Source organism: Erwinia sp. HR93 (genome assembly GCF_034555055.1).
Lineage (GTDB): Bacteria > Pseudomonadota > Gammaproteobacteria > Enterobacterales > Enterobacteriaceae > Apirhabdus > Apirhabdus apintestini.
Genome location: NZ_JAXUDP010000001.1, coordinates 2,277,433 through 2,296,089 on the forward strand (window position 1 = coordinate 2,277,433; position 18,657 = coordinate 2,296,089).

18 protein-coding genes, 1 pseudogene and 1 other annotated feature are annotated in these 18,657 nt (G+C 50.5%); of the genes and pseudogenes, 14 read left to right on the plus strand and 5 right to left on the minus strand.

Features of this window, described 5'->3' with window-relative positions; translation table 11 throughout:
* Positions 1–53 precede the first annotated feature (53 nt).
* On the plus strand, positions 54–653 hold the full coding sequence (grpE, locus tag SFA31_RS10565) for a nucleotide exchange factor GrpE (protein ID WP_322837935.1): 600 nt from the start codon (positions 54–56) through the stop codon (positions 651–653).
* 67 nt (positions 654–720) lie between these two features.
* Here grpE and SFA31_RS10570 read toward each other — a convergent pair whose 3' ends face one another.
* The gene (locus tag SFA31_RS10570; RefSeq protein ID WP_322839350.1) at positions 721–2,007 is read right to left on the minus strand and encodes an HlyC/CorC family transporter; all 1,287 of its coding nucleotides are present in this window, start codon (positions 2,005–2,007) and stop codon (positions 721–723) included.
* A 29-nt stretch (positions 2,008–2,036) separates the two neighbouring features.
* Complete coding sequence (locus SFA31_RS10575; RefSeq protein ID WP_322837936.1) at positions 2,037–2,825, minus strand: inner membrane protein YpjD; 789 nt, start codon at positions 2,823–2,825, stop codon at positions 2,037–2,039.
* Between the two features lie 169 nt (positions 2,826–2,994).
* Between SFA31_RS10575 and ffh the strand changes: the two genes are divergently transcribed.
* The 10 genes and pseudogenes from ffh to SFA31_RS10625 all read left to right on the plus strand — a co-directional run bounded on the left by ffh (position 2,995) and on the right by SFA31_RS10625 (position 11,097).
* Positions 2,995–4,356: a signal recognition particle protein gene (ffh, locus tag SFA31_RS10580; protein ID WP_322837937.1), complete on the plus strand. Its 1,362-nt coding sequence runs from the start codon at positions 2,995–2,997 to the stop codon at positions 4,354–4,356.
* A 285-nt stretch (positions 4,357–4,641) separates the two neighbouring features.
* Complete coding sequence (gene rpsP / locus SFA31_RS10585; protein ID WP_322837938.1) at positions 4,642–4,890, plus strand: 30S ribosomal protein S16; 249 nt, start codon at positions 4,642–4,644, stop codon at positions 4,888–4,890.
* Positions 4,891–4,908: 18 nt separating this feature from the next.
* Positions 4,909–5,457, plus strand: a complete 549-nt coding sequence (gene rimM, locus SFA31_RS10590) for a ribosome maturation factor RimM (RefSeq protein ID WP_322837939.1) — start codon at positions 4,909–4,911, stop codon at positions 5,455–5,457.
* 44 nt (positions 5,458–5,501) lie between these two features.
* Entirely contained in the window at positions 5,502–6,266 is a 765-nt protein-coding gene (trmD, locus tag SFA31_RS10595; protein ID WP_322837940.1) for a tRNA (guanosine(37)-N1)-methyltransferase TrmD, read from the plus strand.
* A gap of 46 nt (positions 6,267–6,312) precedes the next feature.
* Positions 6,313–6,663 (plus strand): 50S ribosomal protein L19, encoded by a 351-nt coding sequence (rplS, locus tag SFA31_RS10600; RefSeq protein WP_322837941.1) that lies wholly within the window; start codon positions 6,313–6,315, stop codon positions 6,661–6,663.
* Positions 6,664–7,201: 538 nt separating this feature from the next.
* Positions 7,202–8,272: a 3-deoxy-7-phosphoheptulonate synthase gene (locus tag SFA31_RS10605; protein WP_322837942.1), complete on the plus strand. Its 1,071-nt coding sequence runs from the start codon at positions 7,202–7,204 to the stop codon at positions 8,270–8,272.
* Between the two features lie 9 nt (positions 8,273–8,281).
* Positions 8,282–9,403: a bifunctional chorismate mutase/prephenate dehydrogenase gene (gene tyrA / locus SFA31_RS10610; protein ID WP_322837943.1), complete on the plus strand. Its 1,122-nt coding sequence runs from the start codon at positions 8,282–8,284 to the stop codon at positions 9,401–9,403.
* Between the two features lie 80 nt (positions 9,404–9,483).
* Positions 9,484–9,634 (plus strand): annotated as a pseudogene (locus tag SFA31_RS10615) (phenolic acid decarboxylase); the annotation flags it as partial.
* Positions 9,635–9,781: 147 nt separating this feature from the next.
* Positions 9,782–9,910, plus strand: coding sequence for a hypothetical protein (locus tag SFA31_RS10620; protein ID WP_322837944.1), 129 nt, complete (start codon positions 9,782–9,784; stop codon positions 9,908–9,910).
* Between the two features lie 51 nt (positions 9,911–9,961).
* Positions 9,962–11,097, plus strand: a protein-coding gene (locus SFA31_RS10625) for an IS3 family transposase (protein WP_322836662.1) whose coding sequence is annotated in 2 segments (ribosomal slippage) — positions 9,962–10,208 and positions 10,208–11,097 — 1,137 coding nt in all. Because the reading frame shifts where the segments join, the coding sequence is not laid out codon by codon here.
* A 19-nt stretch (positions 11,098–11,116) separates the two neighbouring features.
* On the opposite strand, the gene pheA is transcribed toward SFA31_RS10625, so the two are convergent.
* The 3 genes from pheA to bamD form a co-directional block, all read right to left on the minus strand.
* Positions 11,117–12,283: a bifunctional chorismate mutase/prephenate dehydratase gene (pheA, locus tag SFA31_RS10630; protein ID WP_322837945.1), complete on the minus strand. Its 1,167-nt coding sequence runs from the start codon at positions 12,281–12,283 to the stop codon at positions 11,117–11,119.
* Positions 12,284–12,305: 22 nt separating this feature from the next.
* Positions 12,306–12,430: a sequence feature (Phe leader region), on the minus strand.
* A 102-nt stretch (positions 12,431–12,532) separates the two neighbouring features.
* Entirely contained in the window at positions 12,533–12,871 is a 339-nt protein-coding gene (gene raiA / locus SFA31_RS10635; RefSeq protein WP_322837946.1) for a ribosome-associated translation inhibitor RaiA, read from the minus strand.
* A gap of 393 nt (positions 12,872–13,264) precedes the next feature.
* Entirely contained in the window at positions 13,265–14,008 is a 744-nt protein-coding gene (bamD, locus tag SFA31_RS10640) for an outer membrane protein assembly factor BamD (protein WP_322837947.1), read from the minus strand.
* A gap of 130 nt (positions 14,009–14,138) precedes the next feature.
* On the opposite strand from bamD, the gene rluD reads away from it, so the two are divergent.
* The 3 genes from rluD (at position 14,139) to clpB (ending at position 18,550) form a co-directional block, all read left to right on the plus strand.
* Entirely contained in the window at positions 14,139–15,119 is a 981-nt protein-coding gene (rluD, locus tag SFA31_RS10645) for a 23S rRNA pseudouridine(1911/1915/1917) synthase RluD (protein WP_322837948.1), read from the plus strand.
* Positions 15,116–15,847: a purine nucleoside phosphorylase YfiH gene (yfiH, locus tag SFA31_RS10650; protein ID WP_322837949.1), complete on the plus strand. Its 732-nt coding sequence runs from the start codon at positions 15,116–15,118 to the stop codon at positions 15,845–15,847. Before rluD ends, yfiH begins: the two co-directional genes overlap by 4 nt.
* A gap of 129 nt (positions 15,848–15,976) precedes the next feature.
* Complete coding sequence (clpB, locus tag SFA31_RS10655; RefSeq protein ID WP_322837950.1) at positions 15,977–18,550, plus strand: ATP-dependent chaperone ClpB; 2,574 nt, start codon at positions 15,977–15,979, stop codon at positions 18,548–18,550.
* The last annotated feature ends 107 nt before the right edge of the window (positions 18,551–18,657 follow it).

Consider the following 18,657-nt stretch of genomic DNA (forward strand, 5'->3'; position numbering starts at 1 on the left):
CCCCATAATAAGCGAACCAGCGAGATGAATGCTAAAGAAACGCGGAGAATTTCATGAGTAATGAAGAACAGAAACAGTCGAACGATCAGCCCAGCGCAGAAAGCGTAGCCGAGCCGCGTGAGTTGGACGGCGTTGAGCAAACGGAATCCGTTGGAGCCACCGGGGGAAGTGATTCACGCGATGAGCGTATCGCCAGTCTTGAGGCGCAATTGCAAGAAGCCGAAACGCGGGAGCGTGAGCATCTGCTGCGCGCGAAGGCCGATATGGAAAATCTGCGCCGACGCACTGAGCAGGATGTAGAAAAGGCGCATAAATTCGCACTTGAAAAGTTCGTCAACGAATTGCTACCGGTATTAGATAGCCTGGATCGCGCCCTTGAAGTGGCCGACAAGGGGAATGCTGATATGTCCGCTATGGTTGAAGGTATCGAGTTGACCCGTAAATCCATGCTGGATGTGGTACGTAAATTCGGCGTTGAAGTCGTCGGCGATGTTAATGTGCCGTTTAATCCTGACGTTCACCAGGCAATTGCTATGGTGGAGTCTGATGAAGTCAGCCCGAATCACGTCTTAATGGTGATGCAGAAAGGTTATACGCTTAACGGGCGTACCATTCGCGCGGCGATGGTTTCGGTAGCAAAGGCTAAAGCGTAGTTACGGTTTTTGGCTCATCTCCCCTCCCATGCTGACAGGGAGGGGAATACGCTATTTATCCACGCTGCTATTTATCCACACTGCTACGAAGCGGCGTGACAGGAATAATGCGAACCTGCTTAACAACGTTATCCTGTACGTCGAGAATATCAATATCATATTCCCCAACGCGCATACGCGTGCCGGGAACGGGGATATCCTCCAGTACTTCTTGTAACATGCCGTTTATGGTTCGCGCTTCATCTTCCGGTAATGTCCAGTTGAAGACTTTATTAATTTCCCGCACGTTTGCGCTGCCTTCTATGAGCACAGAGCCGTCGTTTTGCGGCCTGACTTCTTCAGCGAGGCTTGGCGACATAGACGTTGTGAAATCACCGACTATCTCTTCCAGAATATCTTCGACGGTGACTAATCCCTGAATATCGCCGTATTCATTTACTACCAGCCCGACTTTTTTCTTATTACGCTGAAACTTCACGAGCTGGACGCTAAGCGGCGTGCTTTCCGGGATAAAATAAACTTCGTCGGCGGCCCGTAGCATCACCTCTTTAGTAAATTCCCCTTTTTCAGTCATGAGGCGGTAGGCTTCGCGCACGCGCAGCATACCAATAGCGTCATCAAGAGATTCCCGGTATAGCACAATACGCCCGTGCGGCGAGTGCGTGAGCTGACGAATGATAGATTTCCAGTCATCGTTAATATCAATACCGACGACTTCGTTGCGGGGGATCATGATATCGTTAACGCTGACTTTTTCGAGGTCCAGCACGGATAGCAGCATGTCCTGGTTGCGCTGTGAGATTTGAGAGCGCGATTCATTCACAATGGTGCGTAGTTCATCTTTGCTTAGCGCTGCGCTTACGACCGGATCGGTTTTAATCCCGACCATGCGCATTAATAGGCGCGTGATGGTATTCAGGAGCCACACCAGCGGCATCATTAGGATTTGCAGTGGACCAAGAAGCAGGCTACTGGGAAACGCGACTTTTTCCGGGTAAAGAGCGGCGATGGTTTTAGGTAAAACTTCTGCAAAAATAAGTACGGCGAAAGTGAGCACGCCGGTAGCGATAGCTACGCCGGCATTGCCGTAAAGACGCATCCCAACAATGGTGCCAAGCGATGAAGCCAATATATTGACCAGATTGTTACCAATTAATACCAGGCTGATTAGCCTGTCTGGCTTACGTAAAAGCTTATCCACACGCTTTGCAGCACGATTTCCCTGGCGCACCAGATGGCGTAGACGGTAGCGATTCAGTGTCATCATGCCGGTTTCTGAGCCTGAGAAATAGGCGGAAATTATCACCATAACGATGAGCGTAATGATGAGCGCGGTGGTGGAAATATGTTCCAGGGGATTTCTCCTTAATGCCAGGTAAACAATTAGCCGAGTATGTTTTGCAACACGCGGCTGCCGAAATAGGCCAGCGTCAATAATAGGGCGCCGGCGACATTAAACCAGACTACGCGCCGGCCGCGCCACCCTTCATGATAATGCCCCCAAAGCAGAACGATATAGACAAACCAGGCCAGTATTGAGAGTACGGCCTTATCCATATTTTCCAGGCTAAAAAGGTTGTGCAGATAAAATAAGCCGGTGCAAAGCGTGAGAGTGAGAAGCACCACGCCGATTTGCGTGATATGAAACATTTTACGTTCGATACTCATTAATGGCGGCATATCGTTGCTAAACGCCAGACGTTTATTTTTTAGCTGATAGTCGATCCATGCGAGCTGTAGCGCATATAGGGCGGCGATAATGAGCGTGGCGTAAGAAAATAGCGATAGCCCGATATGAATTAGCATGCCCGGCGTGGCTTCCAGGTGAGTAATGAACTCATTTGGCATAAATGTCGCTAACGCCAAATTGATAAGCGCGAAGGCATACACAATTGGTAATAGTAACCAGCCTCGGTTGCGTGAGGCGACAATAGTCATCACGGTGCAGATAAGCAGGCTAACGAGCGAGCCCACGTTGAGCAGGCTTAGGTTTTGGCCGCCATCCGGTGTGAAGATACGTAACTTAAGTGCGATGGCGTGACACAAGAGTGCAATAACGGCTGATATCAGAGCAGAACGGCGCCAGCCACCGTTCTTTTTCAGCAACCCGGGTACGATCAGCGCCAAACTGATGGAGTATGCGATAAGCGCGAATAAGGCAAAAACAGGCATATGCAGGTGTCAGCCTATGGGCCAGAAAAAGATACGCTAGTATACCGTTACGCGCCTTTCGCTCCAACCGTTGGTTGCATCACATGGCGGCGCCTTCATGTTATACTGCGCGCTATTCAGAAATGCGTCGCTGCGGCGGCCTTTTAGTTACCACTTCAGGCAAGAGACCATGTTTGATAATTTAACTGACCGATTGTCGCGCACGCTGCGCAATATTAGCGGCCGCGGACGCCTCACCGAAGAAAACATTAAAGATACGCTGCGCGAAGTGCGGATGGCGCTGCTGGAAGCAGACGTTGCGCTGCCCGTGGTTCGCGAATTTATTAACCGCGTGAAAGAGAAAGCGGTTGGCCATGAAGTGAATAAAAGTCTTACTCCGGGCCAGGAATTCGTCAAGATTGTGCGCGATGAGCTGGTCGCGGCGATGGGCGAAGAAAATAATGCGCTCAACCTGGCGGCTCAGCCACCGGCTGTCGTACTTATGGCGGGTCTGCAAGGCGCCGGTAAAACAACCAGCGTAGGCAAGCTTGGGAAGTTTTTACACGAAAAGCATAAAAAGAAAGTGCTGGTGGTGTCGGCTGACGTTTATCGTCCGGCGGCAATCAGACAACTGGAAACGCTGGCCCAGCAGGTTGGTGTGGATTTCTTCCCGTCCGATGCACAGCAAAAACCGGTCGATATCGTCAATGCGGCATTGAAGGAAGCGAAGCTTAAATTTTACGACGTGTTGCTTGTGGATACCGCCGGGCGTTTGCACGTTGATGATGCAATGATGAATGAGATTAAAGAGGTACACGCTTCTTTAGATCCCATTGAAACGCTATTTGTTGTAGATGCGATGACCGGCCAGGATGCGGCAAATACGGCGAAAGCGTTTAATGAAGCGCTGCCGCTGACCGGCGTGGTTTTAACGAAAGTCGATGGCGATGCGCGGGGCGGGGCAGCGCTCTCGATCCGCCATATTACCGGTAAACCGATTAAGTTCCTCGGCGTTGGGGAGAAAACGGAGGCGCTGGAACCGTTCCATCCGGATAGAATCGCATCACGTATTCTCGGTATGGGCGATGTATTATCGCTGATTGAAGACATTGAAAGTAAAGTTGACCGCGCGCAGGCTGAAAAGCTGGCGAATAAACTTAAAAAAGGCGACGGCTTCGACCTGAATGATTTTCTGGATCAGCTACGTCAAATGAAAAACATGGGCGGTATGGCGAGTCTGATGGGGAAACTGCCGGGGATGGGGCAGTTACCCGATAATGTGAAATCGCAAATGGACGATAAAATCCTGGTGCGTATGGAAGCGATTATTAATTCGATGACGCTCAAAGAGCGCGAAAAACCAGAAATTATTAAAGGATCGCGTAAACGTAGAATTGCAGCGGGTAGCGGAATGCAGGTGCAGGATGTGAATCGTCTTTTAAAGCAGTTTGACGATATGCAGCGCATGATGAAGAAGATGAAGAAAGGCGGTATGGCGAAGATGATGCGCGGCATGAAGGGAATGATGCCGCCTGGCTTCCCCGGCCGCTAACAAAGAATTAGCGTGCAGTCGGACTGTACGCTAGTTACGTCTCCACATTTTCCCGGAGTGTAATTCAGGCCGTAATTAAAGAAGAAGCGTGTGCGTCTGTTGCCGAGGCACGCTGTATATAGCTTGAGCGCGTTACAGAGTGTGTTGTGCGTGATATTGCACGGCGCGTGCGGCTAATTTGCATTGCTTTCTACGCAAAAATCAGTAAAATTTTCGGGCTTTAATATGACGCCGGGCTCCGTTCCTCGATGGGGCCCGGTTGTTTTATTCACTAAAGAGGATGTTATGGTAACTATTCGTTTAGCACGTCACGGCGCTAAAAAGCGTCCGTTCTACCAGGTTGTCGTTGCAGACAGCCGTAATGCCCGCAACGGTCGTTTTATCGAGCGTGTAGGCTTTTTTAACCCGATCGCAAATGAGAAAGAAGAAGGCGTACGCCTGGATCTGGATCGTATCGGTCACTGGGTAGAGCAGGGCGCAACGATTTCCGATCGCGTTGCAACGCTGATCAAAGCAGCAAAAAAAGCAGCTTAATCTGCCACGGTGGTCATGATGAGCAAGCAACACGCCGCTGAAGCGCCAACGAACCCGGTTGTATTAGGGAAACTTGGCTCGCCGTACGGGATACGTGGTTGGCTCAGAGTGTTTTCCTCCACCGAAGAGTCCGAAGGCATTTTTGACTATCAGCCCTGGTTTATCCAGCGCGGTGGTCAGTGGCAACAGCTAGAGATAGAAAGCTGGCGCCATCATAATCAGGATTTGATCATCAAGCTGAAAGGCGTTGACGATCGCGATTCGGCAAACCAGCTCACCAATAGTGAGATAATGGTTGACGCATCGCAGCTTCCAGCCCTGGAAGACGGTGACTATTACTGGAAAGACCTTATTGGTTGCCAGGTCGTCACCACCACGGGCTACGATCTGGGTAAAGTCAGCGATCTGATGGAAACCGGGTCAAATGACGTTCTCGTTATTAAAGCTAACCTGAAAGATGCATTTGGAGTCAAGGAGCGGCTGGTTCCGTTCCTAGATGGACAGGTTATCAAGAAAGTCGATCTTGCCACTCGTTCAATCGAAGTGGATTGGGATCCTGGTTTTTAACCTCCGGATTAGCGGTAGCCAAACGGCGCAGTGGGGATTGGCTTGTGTTTATTGGTATAGTCAGCCTGTTTCCTGAAATGTTCCGTGCAATTACCGATTACGGGGTAACTGGTCGGGCAGTAAAAAATGGCCTGCTAGACATCCAGTGCTGGAGTCCTCGCGATTTTACGCACGATCGCCATCGTACGGTTGATGACAGACCTTACGGCGGTGGACCCGGGATGTTGATGATGGTGCAACCGTTACGGGATGCCATCAATGCAGCCAGAGCCGCGGCGGGTGAAGGCGCAAAGGTGATTTATCTTTCGCCTCAGGGACGCAGGCTCGATCAGAGCGGCGTCAGTGAACTGGCACTCAGCGAGAAATTGATTCTGGTGTGTGGTCGCTATGAGGGGATTGATGAACGCGTAATTCAAACCGAAATTGATGAAGAATGGTCAGTCGGGGATTACGTGTTGAGCGGTGGGGAGTTGCCCGCAATGACGCTCATTGATTCTGTTTCCCGGTTCGTTCCGGGAGTATTGGGTCATGAGGCATCGGCAGTCGAGGATTCGTTTGCTGATGGGTTGCTGGATTGTCCGCACTATACTCGCCCTGAACTACTGGAAGGGATGGAAGTACCGCCGGTATTATTGTCGGGAAACCATGCTGAAATCAGACGTTGGCGCCTGAAGCAGTCGCTGGGCCGAACCTGGCTTAGAAGACCTGAACTTCTGGAAAACCTGGCTCTGACTGAAGAGCAAGCAAGACTGCTGGCAGAGTTCCAACAGGAATATCAGCAGCAGGAATATGATGGAAGCGGCGCGTAGGTCGTCCACCAACAATATCAGTTTACCCAGGATAAGAGATTAAATTATGAGCAACATTATCAAACAGCTTGAACAAGAGCAGATGAAGCAGGACGTACCTTCCTTCCGTCCGGGTGATACCGTGGAAGTGAAAGTATGGGTAGTTGAAGGTTCCAAAAAACGTCTGCAGGCATTCGAGGGCGTGGTTATCGCTATTCGTAACCGCGGTCTGCATTCTGCATTCACTGTTCGTAAAATTTCTAACGGCGAAGGCGTTGAGCGTGTTTTCCAGACTCACTCTCCGGTTGTTGACAGCATTGCTGTTAAGCGTCGTGGTGCCGTTCGTAAAGCTAAACTGTACTACCTGCGTGAACGTACTGGTAAGTCAGCGCGTATCAAAGAGCGCCTGACTAAATAAGCGTTCGCGAAAGCGACATCCTGAAAAAGGGCCGGCTTTGCCGGCCCTTTTTACGTTAATGCTATTTGCTGTCTATATTTTGCTGTCTATGTCAGGGCGGCTAATAAAGACGCCTTACCTTATTCCAGTTTTAGCACCTCTCCTTATGCGCTAAGTTTTCTCCTTCTCCTGATGCACGTGCAGAAAGTCGGTAATACAAATCTCGATTCTGATCGAAATTGCCAAAATTTTACTAGTAAATTCAATAAGTAAAACAGGCTGGCGGTGCAGGTTTTTGTATGCTTTACCACATGCCCGTACTAAGATTATTTACCAGGAAGGAATCTCAGATTGCATATAGGTGATAAATTACCTGGTTTGTGAGTGTAAAGATATTGGTACGATTTGATACTTTTTTTGCCTAACAGGAAAGATTAAGGCGTGTGTGTAAATATAAGTGTACGTCAATTGGATTGATAACTTTACCATTTAACTGTATGGTGGGGTTTCTCTTCCGGAGAAGAGGCTATCGTCCATAAACCATTAAAGGATCGCAGACATGCAACAAGACGCGCTAAATAATATTAATATCGTCGATGAACAAATTATGATTACGCCGGAGCGGCTAAAGGCTGAATTCCCACTGAGTGCGAGGCTGGAGTCTCAGATAGCCCAGTCGAGGCGCGTCATTAGCGATATTATTGCCGGGCGCGATCCGCGCTTACTTGTTGTTTGTGGCCCCTGTTCAATTCACGATCCTCAGGCGGCGCTGGAATATGGCCGCCGCTTTAAAACGTTAGCAGAAGAGGTTGGCGATAGCCTCTACCTGGTTATGCGCGTCTATTTTGAAAAACCCCGTACAACGGTTGGATGGAAAGGGTTGATTAACGATCCGCATATGGACGGCTCTTTCGACGTTGAAGCGGGGCTAAAAATAGCGCGCGGTTTGCTGGTGGAGTTGGTCGAGATGGGGCTCCCTCTGGCTACGGAAGCGCTGGATCCTAATAGCCCTCAGTTCCTCGGAGATTTATTTAGCTGGTCGGCCATTGGCGCACGCACCACTGAATCACAAACTCACCGTGAGATGGCTTCCGGCCTTTCAATGCCGGTCGGCTTCAAAAATGGTACTGATGGCAGCCTGGCGACCGCGATTAACGCCATGCGCGCGGCGGCGATGCCGCATCGGTTTGTTGGGATAAACCAGGCCGGACAGGTTTGCCTGCTTCAAACCAAAGGGAATCCGGATGGCCACGTTATTTTACGCGGTGGCAAAGCGCCAAATTATGGGCCGGAAGAGGTTGCGAAGTGTGAAATCGAGATGGAAAAGGCAGGGCTGCGCGCTTCGCTAATGATTGATTGCAGCCATGCGAACTCTAGTAAAGATTATCGCCGCCAGCCGGGCGTGGCTGAATCTGCGATTGCGCAAATTAAGGACGGTAACACCTCAATCACAGGCTTAATGATAGAGAGTCATCTTCACGAAGGGAATCAATCTTCCGAACAGCCGCGCAGCGAAATGAAGTACGGTGTTTCGGTGACGGATGCTTGCATCGGCTGGGAGACGACGGAGACGCTTCTGCGAGAGATCCATCGTGACTTGCAGGGGCAATTGGCAACGCGTTTTGCCTGAGGAGATGATATGGCCGCGGAATTAACCGCCCTGCGCGATCAAATTGATGATGTGGATAAGTCACTTTTGGCGCTACTGGCGCGACGACTTGAACTTGTGGCAAATGTTGGGGAAGTGAAAAGCCGCTATGGTTTGCCCATTTATGTTCCCGAGCGCGAAGCCGCAATGCTAGCTTCCCGTCGCAAAGAAGCCGCAGATCTTGGCGTTCCGCCGGATTTAATCGAAGACATTTTGCGGCGAGTGATGCGCGAATCCTACAGCAGTGAAAAAGACAAAGGCTTTAAAACCCTGTGCCCCGCGCTGCGCCCGGTCACAATTATTGGTGGCGGCGGACAAATGGGGCAGCTATTTGCGCGGATGTTACAGCTTTCTGGCTATCAGGTACGAATTTTAGAACAGGAGGATTGGCCAAAGGCCGATGCATTGCTCAGCGATGCGGGCATGGTTATTGTGAGCGTGCCTATCCATGTTACCGAAGCCGTGATAGCACGCCTGCCAGCATTGCCGGACGACTGCATTCTGGTGGATTTGGCTTCAGTCAAAAATGTGCCCCTGCAGGCGATGCTGGCTGCGCATAGCGGCCCGGTATTAGGGCTTCATCCTATGTTCGGCCCGGATACCGGGAGTCTGGCTAAGCAGGTGGTCGTTTGGTGCGACGGGCGAAAACCAGAAGCCTATCAGTGGTTTTTAGAGCAACTTCAGGTTTGGGGCGCGCGCTTACATCGTATTAGCGCTATCGAACATGACCAAAATATGGCTTTCATTCAGGCGCTGCGCCACTTTGCGACGTTTGCGTACGGTATGCATCTTGCCGAAGAAAACGTGGACCTGGAGCAGCTTCTGGCGCTTTCTTCTCCTATATATCGGTTGGAGTTGGCGATGGTGGGGCGTTTGTTTGCTCAGGATCCCCAGCTTTATGCGGATATTATTATGGCATCAGAAGAAAATCTGGCGCTAATTAAGCGTTATTATCAGCGCTTTGGGGAAGCCATCACGCTACTGGAGCAGCAGGATAAGCAAGCGTTTGTTGAGAGCTTTCGCAATGTTGAACACTGGTTCGGAGACTATGCGCGGCGTTTTCAGCGCGAAAGTAGCACGCTGTTACGTCAGGCAAACGATAATCGGATTTAGATAATATATTCTCCCGGCGGGTAACGAGGCGGCTCGTCGGGAGATTACGTTTTTGGCATTACTTTCGGCGTTGGTCCTGCTCCAGCACGGCGGGAATTACCGATAAACTAATTATTGACGCGGCAATACAGGCAACGCCGGATAACCGTGGTCAACTATAGTCAGCCGGTTAAAAATTTACCCGAGACCGCGCAGTGGATTGAGAAACCGATGGCGCTAATAGGGCAGAAATGGGAGCTAAAATGCTATGTCCGCGATGCACTCATGAGCATATGCAAGCGATGGTGCTCACGCCGAAAGCGGGCGTATGGACAATTTATTAGTTATACATAACGTGATACCGCGCCCGCAGCGCAGCTTTATCAACAGGTATTCCGAGTGGTGCTACAACGCATTGATAACGCCAATGAAGCTCTGATAATTTCGCCTTTGTTAATGTGGACGGTTTCGCCAGCGCTATGGACTGACCCCACCCCGGTAGACGATCCTGATGTATGGATGGACTGACCCCACCCCGGTAGACGATCCTGATGTATAGTTTGAGCATAGGAGGACCGTATGGGCACACCACGATTTACCCCTGAATTTAAGGAAGAAGCCGTCCGTCAAATTACGGAACGCGGTTATTCCGTCGCAGAAGTTTCCGACCGACTGGGTGTCTCTGCGCATAGTCTTTACAAATGGCTGCGGGCCATCAAACCCGATAACAGCGAGCAGCATGCGCGTGATTTACTGGAAGCCAAAAGCGAGATCCTCAAGCTTCGGTCTCAGCTGAAGCGCACCGAAGAAGAGCGGGACATCCTGAAAAAGGCCGCGCGGTACTTTGCAAGGGAGCCCGACTGAAGTACCGCTTTATCAATGAACACCGCTCCGTATGGGGTGTCATGACAATGTGTCGGGTACTGAATGTCGCCCGGGCCGGGTTCTATGCGTGGCTGCATAATCCAGTTTCCGCCCGCGATAAAGATAACCAGCGTCTGCTGGCGCTTATCCGTGATTCGTATTCCCTCAGCGGTGGCGTATATGGCTATCGCCGGGTTCATGGCGATCTGAATGAAATCGGGGAAACCTGCGGTAAAAACCGGGTGAGCCGTATTATGCAACTGAACCGGATCAAAGCGGTGCGCGGCTATAAAGCGCCACGTCGTATCGCCGGCAGGCCTTCAGTGGTTGCGCCTAATCGCGTGCAGCGGCAGTTTACCGTTGTCCGGGCTAATCAGGTCTGGGTGACCGATATTACCTATATCCGCACCTGGCAGGGCTGGCTGTATCTGGCGGTGGTCATTGATCTCTTCGCCCGTAACGTGGTGGGCTGGTCGATGAAACCGACGCTGTCACGTGAACTGGCGCTGGATGCGCTGATGATGGCAGTATGGCGTCGAAAACCGGACAGAGAGGTAATAGTACATAGCGATCAGGGCAGCCAGTACGGCAGCGAGGACTGGCGGCGCTTCTGCCGGGCCAATAATCTGGCGCCCAGTATGAGCCGGCGTGGCAACTGCTGGGATAATGCAGTAGCGGAATCGTTCTTCAGTTCACTGAAAAAAGAGCGTATCAGGAAGAGAATATACAAAACCCGGGCTCTGGCCCGGGCGGATATCTTCGATTACATTGAAGTGTTCTACAACCGGGTCCGACGCCACAGCCATCTCAGCGGCGTCAGTCCGGAGGCCTTTGAACAGGCCTCGTCGTGAGGACAGAATTTGTCTACTGTCACGGGGTCAGTCCAGTTTCTACAGGAACGACATTTTCGCTCGGATAACAGCCAAGAACTTTTAGGGAACGCGTTATATCATTTAATTCCTGTAATGCACGCTGCATTTCAGGTGATTGCACGTTTGCCTGGATATCCAGATAAAACATCTCTTCCCAGGGGTTACCATATATAGGTCGGGATTCAAGTTTACTCATCACTAGTTTGTGGTTACGCAACACCAGTAGCGCCTCTACCAGCGCTCCGGCTTGCTGGCCGGTGGCAAAGAGTAGCGTTGTTTTTGCCGGCACTTGCTGAGAAACGCTGACGGCCTTACGCGCCAGTACCAAAAAGCGAGTGATATTTTGACTTTGATTAGCCAGGTTACGTTCCTGTACCTGCAGGCCGTAAAGAGCACCTCCTTCTTCGCTCCCTAATGCCGCGACGTCGGGGGAATTTGCCTGTGCGACTTTTTCCATAGCCGCTGAGGTGCTTTCGCAGTACTCAATTTTCCATTCAGGCCATTTTTGCAGAAACTGGCTGCACTGTTGAAAAGGCTGTGGATGGCTATAAACCGTTTTTATCTGCGCCAATGCTGTTGTATCGGAAACCAGCACACAGTGATCGATTGGCAGCGTTAATTCACCAATAATTGAGAGGCTAGTGTGTTGCAGTAAATCATAAACTTCATTGATTGACCCCGAGCTGGTATTTTCGATAGGAAGCACGGCATAGTCTGCCTGACCTGTTTCAACCTGATGAAAAACATCATGAAATTTTTGACAGCCGCTTTTGATACAGTGCTCAAAATGCCGGGCACCATAGCGGCGCGCCGCGAGGTGTGAGTATGAGCCTTTCGGCCCTAAAAAGGCGATGCGCGCCGATTGGGGGGTTGTTTTGTTCAAATGCTGCTGCAGTAACGTCTGCTGCGTTAGCACTGAATCTTCGATAATCAGCTGAAAGAGGCGGGTAATGTAGTGTGCATCCAGATGATGGGGTTTAGCCAGGGTGATTAAGCGCTCCAGTAGATCTCTTTCGCGAGAGATGTCGCGTACCGGGCGGTGTGACTCCAGTTTGGCTTTACCAACTTCAATGGCTAACAGGCGTCGCTCAGCCAGCAGCGTTAGTAGCTTCTCATCCAGAGCGCTGATTTTATCGCGCAGCGCCAGCAAGGGGTTATCGCTCATAGTGCTACCTTTGTTGTTATCATAAAAAAAGGCCTCCCTTCCGGGAGGCCTGTCAATTCGTCTTTGCGTTATTTCTTAATATGACGATAGCCTCCCGATTAGTGGAAGGTAAAAAAGAACGCAAAGAAAAATGGTAATCGCATTTTTATGAAAACTCTAAATAAAGGGTGTTTTAAAGTACCTGCTCTCTTTTCACTCTGTCAATAAAAAACGCGCCCGTGGGCGCGTTATGCCAGCTAATGCTATTACTCACTCATCAGCATCTTCTTCAGGCAAAATATCTTTAACGGACGCTTCTGCACGGCGGGCTTCACCCTTGTGCTGTACTTTATTAAGCTGTCGCTCAAGTTTGGCGATAAGATCGTTAACCGCTGTGTACATATCGCTATGTTTTGCGCTGGCGACAAGCTGACCGTTTGGCGTATTAATTGTGGCGTCGGCGATAAATCCCTGCGGCTCTTTAGACAGAATAAAGTGTGGATTTATTAGATGAGTTTGCCATTTTTCCAGTTTAGTAAGACGGTCTGTGACATGCTGGCGGATTGCCGGGGTGATTTCCATGTGTTTGCTGGTAATGTTCATTGTCATAAATTTACCTCTTGTCTTCCCGTCATGGTCATCCCAGCATAGCGCGATAAATGTTAAAATGCGTGATTAATATCACGTTCTTTTGTCACTTTTTGTCAATGAATACTTTTTGCGCTTAAAAGCGCGCACGCTGCTAAATTCTAGTGATGAAGTGAGTAATGCGTATCACAGTGGGCGAATGTCAATTTTCACCAGGCAGATTCAGTGCCGTGAAATGAGGTACGGCGCAAACGTTTCGGGTTCCCCTGCGGGGAGGGCAACGTGGGGGGATAATTACGCGAAGAGGCAGGGTAGCAAAGACGAGCGGAGTCACTAAGCGGCTGGCGACAACCCTGTATCGGGTCGTCTGCGAAAGCGGTGAGAGACAAAAATAAGGCCTCTCACCGGAGCGCCTTAGTCTTTCACGTGATTGCCATTTGCCGCGATAATTTTGGCTACTTTTTCAGCCTGAGCATCAAGCTGTAATTGGCGATACGCGTTTTCCATCAGCTTCAGACCGTCTCGTGTCGCCTGCGTATCAGGAAAATCGCGCAGCATGCCCTCAACGCGATTAACTACTGCAATCCATGCACCGCGACGCGTATAGTAATCCGCAACGGAAAGTTCATACTTTGCCAGGCGGTCTTTAAGGAAGACCAAACGTTTTGTCGCATCCGTGGCATATTGGCTATTAGGATAGCCGCGTACCAGCTTCGAGAAATCATTGAAAGCGTCGCGGGCGTGCTGAGGATCGCGATCTGAACGATCGACGCCAAAGAAACCCTGTAGTGCACTATCGTCCATCGCCATATCGGTTAAGCCGCGCATGTACAATACATAGTCAATATTGGGATGGGTGGGATTCAGGCGCATGAAGCGATCGATCGCCGCCTGGGCTAAAGGCAGATCGGCATTTTTGTAGTACGCATAGATAAGATCAAGCTGCACCTGCTGTGAATAGGGGCCGAAAGGATAGCGATTATCCAGCGCTTCCAGTTGCGTTATCGCTGCTTTCCAGTTACCGTCCTGCAGTTTTTGCTGAGCCGTCGCGTAGATCTCAGAAGGGGCGCTGTCAGGAACCTCATCTTTTGAGCTGGAGCAACCGGCTAGAGCCAGGCTCAGCATGGCGGCTGCCGCCAGATATTTCATGCGCGTCATGACGTTTTGACTTTCCTCAGAATGTTATTCAGGGAGACTCTCCGTGAAGCTCCCGATAAAGACCAGCTACAATAGCACACTATATTAACCGGCGAAGCCGGAAAACCCAACGTTAACGAAGAAGCTATCTATGTCGCAACAGATACAACTTACCGCAACGGTGTCCGAATCGCAGCTCGGGCAGCGTTTAGATCAGGCTCTGGCCGAATTGTTTCCGGATTATTCCCGGTCTCGTATTAAAGAATGGATTTTGGACCAGCGGGTACAGGTTAACGGGAACGTGTGCACAACGCCAAAAGAAAAGATGCTGGGCGGTGAGCAGGTTTCTATTCAGGCAGAAATTGAAGAGGATGCTCGCTTTGAGCCGCAAAATATCCCGCTGAATATCGTTTATGAAGATAGCGATATTATTGTTATTAACAAACCACGGGATTTAGTGGTTCATCCGGGCGCGGGTAACCCGGACGGAACGGTGCTGAATGCGCTATTGTATTATTATCCACCGATTGCGGATGTACCGCGCGCCGGCATTGTGCACCGTTTGGATAAAGATACTACGGGACTGATGGTAGTAGCGAAAACCATACCGGCGCAGACGCGGCTGGTGGAATCACTGCAGTTACGTGAAATTACGCGCGAATATGAAGCTGTGGCGATTGGGCATATGACCGCAGGTGGCTCGGTCAATGAACCAATTAGCCGTCATCCAACGAAACGAACCCATATGGCGGTCCATCCCATGGGCAAACCGGCTACTACGCACTATCGTATTATGGAGCACTTTCGCATTCATACCCGTTTACGTTTGCGTCTGGAAACGGGGCGGACTCATCAGATCCGTGTTCACATGGCGCACATCACCCATCCGCTGGTGGGCGATCAAGTTTATGGCGGCCGCCCTCGCCCGCCAAAAGGGGCTTCACAACAGTTTATTGAAGCGCTCAGGAAATTCGATCGCCAGGCATTACATGCCACTATGTTGCGTCTATACCATCCTATTAGCGGCATTGAGATGGAGTGGCATGCGCCAATCCCACAGGATATGGTGGATTTAATTGATGCGCTGCGCGCTGATTTTGAAGAGCATAAAGATCGGGTTGACTGGCTATGACTCCATTAATCATTCCTCAATGGCCTTTACCATCCGGCGTAGCAGCTTGCAGCTCTACCCGAAACGGCGGGGTCAGCGCTGCGCCCTGGGATTCACTTAACTTAGGCGATCGCTGCGGCGATCTAAGTGGCCATGTTGAAGAAAATCGGCGCCGTTTGTGCAAAGCCGCGCATATGCCGAATGCTCCTGTCTGGCTGGAACAAGTGCACGGAACTAGAGTATTAAAACTGGACGGGACGGTGCCCGCCGATTGCAAGGCGGATGCCAGTTGGACGAATAGGCCAGGAACTATCTGTGCCGTTATGACGGCGGACTGCCTGCCGGTGCTTTTTTGTAATGCTGATGGCACTGAAGTCGCAGCAGCACATGCCGGCTGGCGCGGATTGTGTGCAGGCGTGCTTGAGTCAACGGTCGCCTGTTTTAATGATAAACCTGAAAATATCATTGCCTGGATGGGGCCGGCTATTGGGCCGCAGGCCTTTGAAGTGGGAGCCGAAGTGCGCGCAGCTTTTATGGCGCAGGCTCCCGAGGCGGAATCTGCGTTTAATACGAAAGGCGATAAATTTCTGGGTAATCTCTATCTTCTTGCACGCCAGCGGTTAGCTAATATTGGCGTGCGGCAAGTGTATGGCGGAGAGCGCTGTACCTATACGGAACAAAGAACATTTTTTTCCTGGCGTCGTGATGGAACAACCGGTCGGATGGCAAGCTTTATTTGGCTGATATAAATCATGGCCGCAGGCGCCCCGGCAAATATTACGTTCTTAGCATATTTATTGCGGGGTTAACCTTGAATAATTAAGGGATGGCCTCATTTAATCTCCAGTAGCAATTTTGACCTATTCATGGGAGGAGTTATGCGTCTGGATCGTCTTACTAATAAATTCCAGCTTGCCCTCGCCGATGCCCAGTCTCTTGCACTTGGGCACGACAATCAATTTATCGAACCTCTTCACCTTATGAGCGCTTTATTAAAGCAAGAAGGAGGTTCCGTTGCGCCCCTGTTGACCTCGGCTGGCATAAATGCCGGACAATTGGGTACGGCCATAGAGCAGGCATTAAGTCGTTTACCGCAGGTTGAGGGTACGGGTGGCGATGTCCAGCCGTCGCAGGATCTTATTCGGGTATTGAATCTGTGCGATAAATTGGCACAGAAACGCAACGATAATTTTATTTCTTCCGAACTGTTTGTACTGGCGGCGCTGGAGTCGCATGGCTCATTAACCGACCTCTTAAAATCCGCTGGCGCGACCGCGGCGAATATTTCTCAGGCCATAGAAAAAATGCGTGGAGGTGAAAGCGTGAACGATCAAGGGGCGGAAGATCAGCGGCAGGCGCTTAAGAAATACACTGTAGATCTGACCGAGCGGGCAGAGCAGGGCAAGCTGGATCCGGTGATTGGCCGTGACGAAGAAATACGCCGTACAATTCAGGTTCTCCAGCGTAGAACAAAAAACAACCCAGTATTAATTGGGGAACCCGGCGTCGGCAAGACTGCCATTGTTGAAGGGCTGGCGCAGCGAATTATTAACGGCGAAGTTCCGGAAGGGCTGAAAGGACGCCGCGTGCTGGCGCTTGACATGGGCGCGCTGGTGGCAGGTGCTAAATATCGCGGTGAATTTGAAGAGCGCTTAAAAGGCGTGCTCAACGACCTGGCAAAACAAGAAGGTAATGTCATTCTATTCATCGATGAATTACATACTATGGTTGGAGCCGGTAAAGCAGACGGCGCAATGGACGCCGGAAACATGCTTAAACCCGCCCTTGCGCGCGGCGAGCTGCACTGCGTCGGTGCAACTACACTTGATGAATATCGCCAGTACATTGAAAAGGATGCAGCGTTAGAGCGGCGTTTCCAAAAAGTATTTGTAGCGGAGCCGACGGTAGAAGATACGATTGCGATTTTGCGCGGTTTGAAAGAACGCTATGAATTGCATCATCACGTTCAAATTACTGACCCAGCTATTGTTGCGGCGGCCACTTTGTCGCATCGCTACATTGCTGACAGGCAATTGCCGGACAAAGCCATCGATTTAATTGATGAGGCAGCGTCAAGTATCCGTATGCAGATTGACTCCAAGCCAGAAGAGTTAGATCGATTAGACAGGCGTATTATTCAGCTCAAGCTTGAACAACAGGCATTATTAAAAGAGTCGGACGAGGCCAGCAAAAAAAGGCTGGATATGCTAAACGAAGAGCTATCTGACAAAGAGCGTCAATACTCGACTTTAGAGGAAGAATGGAAAGCGGAAAAGGCTTCTTTGTCTGGTACGCAGACAATTAAAGCCGAGCTTGAACAGGCGAAAATTGCGATGGAGCAGGCCCGGCGTATCGGCGATCTTGGGCGTATGTCTGAACTGCAATATGGCACAATCCCTGATTTAGAAAAACAGCTTGAAACCGCAACGCAGACGGAAGGGAAAACAATGCGCCTGTTGCGTAACCGCGTCACTGATGCTGAGATTGCCGAGGTACTGGCGCGCTGGACGGGCATTCCGGTTTCACGCATGATGGAAAGCGAACGCGACAAGCTGCTGCGGATGGAGCAGGAACTTCATACGCGAGTCATTGGCCAGAATGAAGCAGTTGAAGCAGTATCGAATGCGATCCGTCGTAGTCGGGCCGGGCTTGCTGATCCGAATCGGCCTATTGGTTCATTTATGTTCCTTGGCCCTACCGGGGTTGGTAAAACCGAGCTTTGCAAGGCATTGGCGAACTTCATGTTTGATAGCGACGATGCCATGGTGCGCATCGATATGTCTGAATTTATGGAGAAACACTCTGTATCACGTCTGGTGGGTGCTCCTCCCGGCTATGTAGGGTATGAAGAGGGGGGATATTTGACGGAGGCGGTTCGTCGTCGTCCTTATTCTGTCATTTTGCTGGACGAAGTAGAGAAAGCGCATCCAGATGTATTTAATATTTTGCTGCAGGTTCTGGATGATGGCCGCTTAACTGATGGGCAGGGGCGCACGGTCGATTTCAGAAATACGGTTGTAATTATGACCTCGAATCTGGGATCGGACATTATTCAGGAACGATTTGGCAACCTGGATTATGGCGAAATGAAAGAGTTGGTTCTCGGCGTTGTGAGCCACAGCTTCCGCCCTGAATTTATTAACCGTATCGATGAAGTTGTCGTCTTTCATCCCTTGGGCGAGCGCCATATTGCTTCTATTGCGCAAATTCAGCTTCAGCGTTTGTATCAGCGTCTTGAAGACCGCGGTTACACTGTAAACGTTTCCGAAGAGGCGCTTAAATTGCTGGGTCAGAATGGCTACGATCCGGTTTATGGTGCTCGCCCTTTAAAAAGAGCGATACAGCAGCAGATAGAAAACCCGCTGGCGCAGCAAATACTGTCTGGCGAGTTGCTTCCTGGTAAACCTATAGAGCTTACAGTGAAAGACGATCGCATCATTGCCACGCAGTAAGCGCTTTATAAAAAGTAAAAAAGGGCCTGTCAGGCCCTTTTTTGTATGCTTTTTGTCACTTCCGGAGACGTTAGCATCGACTTTGCTCGTAAATTGAGCGGTTGAGC

Excerpts from the sequence above, each read along its gene's own strand:
- rimM (WP_322837939.1), top strand. The coding sequence starts at position 4,909 with ATGAGCAAGCAACACGCCGCTGAAGCGCCAACGAACCCGGTTGTATTA.
- pheA (WP_322837945.1), bottom strand. The coding sequence starts at position 12,283 with ATGAGCGATAACCCCTTGCTGGCGCTGCGCGATAAAATCAGCGCTCTG.
- rplS (WP_322837941.1), top strand. The coding sequence starts at position 6,313 with ATGAGCAACATTATCAAACAGCTTGAACAAGAGCAGATGAAGCAGGAC.
- bamD (WP_322837947.1), bottom strand. The coding sequence starts at position 14,008 with ATGACGCGCATGAAATATCTGGCGGCAGCCGCCATGCTGAGCCTGGCT.
- yfiH (WP_322837949.1), top strand. The coding sequence starts at position 15,116 with ATGACTCCATTAATCATTCCTCAATGGCCTTTACCATCCGGCGTAGCA.
- SFA31_RS10575 (WP_322837936.1), bottom strand. The coding sequence starts at position 2,825 with ATGCCTGTTTTTGCCTTATTCGCGCTTATCGCATACTCCATCAGTTTG.
- clpB (WP_322837950.1), top strand. The coding sequence starts at position 15,977 with ATGCGTCTGGATCGTCTTACTAATAAATTCCAGCTTGCCCTCGCCGAT.
- tyrA (WP_322837943.1), top strand. The coding sequence starts at position 8,282 with ATGGCCGCGGAATTAACCGCCCTGCGCGATCAAATTGATGATGTGGAT.
- raiA (WP_322837946.1), bottom strand. The coding sequence starts at position 12,871 with ATGACAATGAACATTACCAGCAAACACATGGAAATCACCCCGGCAATC.
- rluD (WP_322837948.1), top strand. The coding sequence starts at position 14,139 with ATGTCGCAACAGATACAACTTACCGCAACGGTGTCCGAATCGCAGCTC.
- rpsP (WP_322837938.1), top strand. The coding sequence starts at position 4,642 with ATGGTAACTATTCGTTTAGCACGTCACGGCGCTAAAAAGCGTCCGTTC.
- SFA31_RS10605 (WP_322837942.1), top strand. The coding sequence starts at position 7,202 with ATGCAACAAGACGCGCTAAATAATATTAATATCGTCGATGAACAAATT.
- grpE (WP_322837935.1), top strand. The coding sequence starts at position 54 with ATGAGTAATGAAGAACAGAAACAGTCGAACGATCAGCCCAGCGCAGAA.
- ffh (WP_322837937.1), top strand. The coding sequence starts at position 2,995 with ATGTTTGATAATTTAACTGACCGATTGTCGCGCACGCTGCGCAATATT.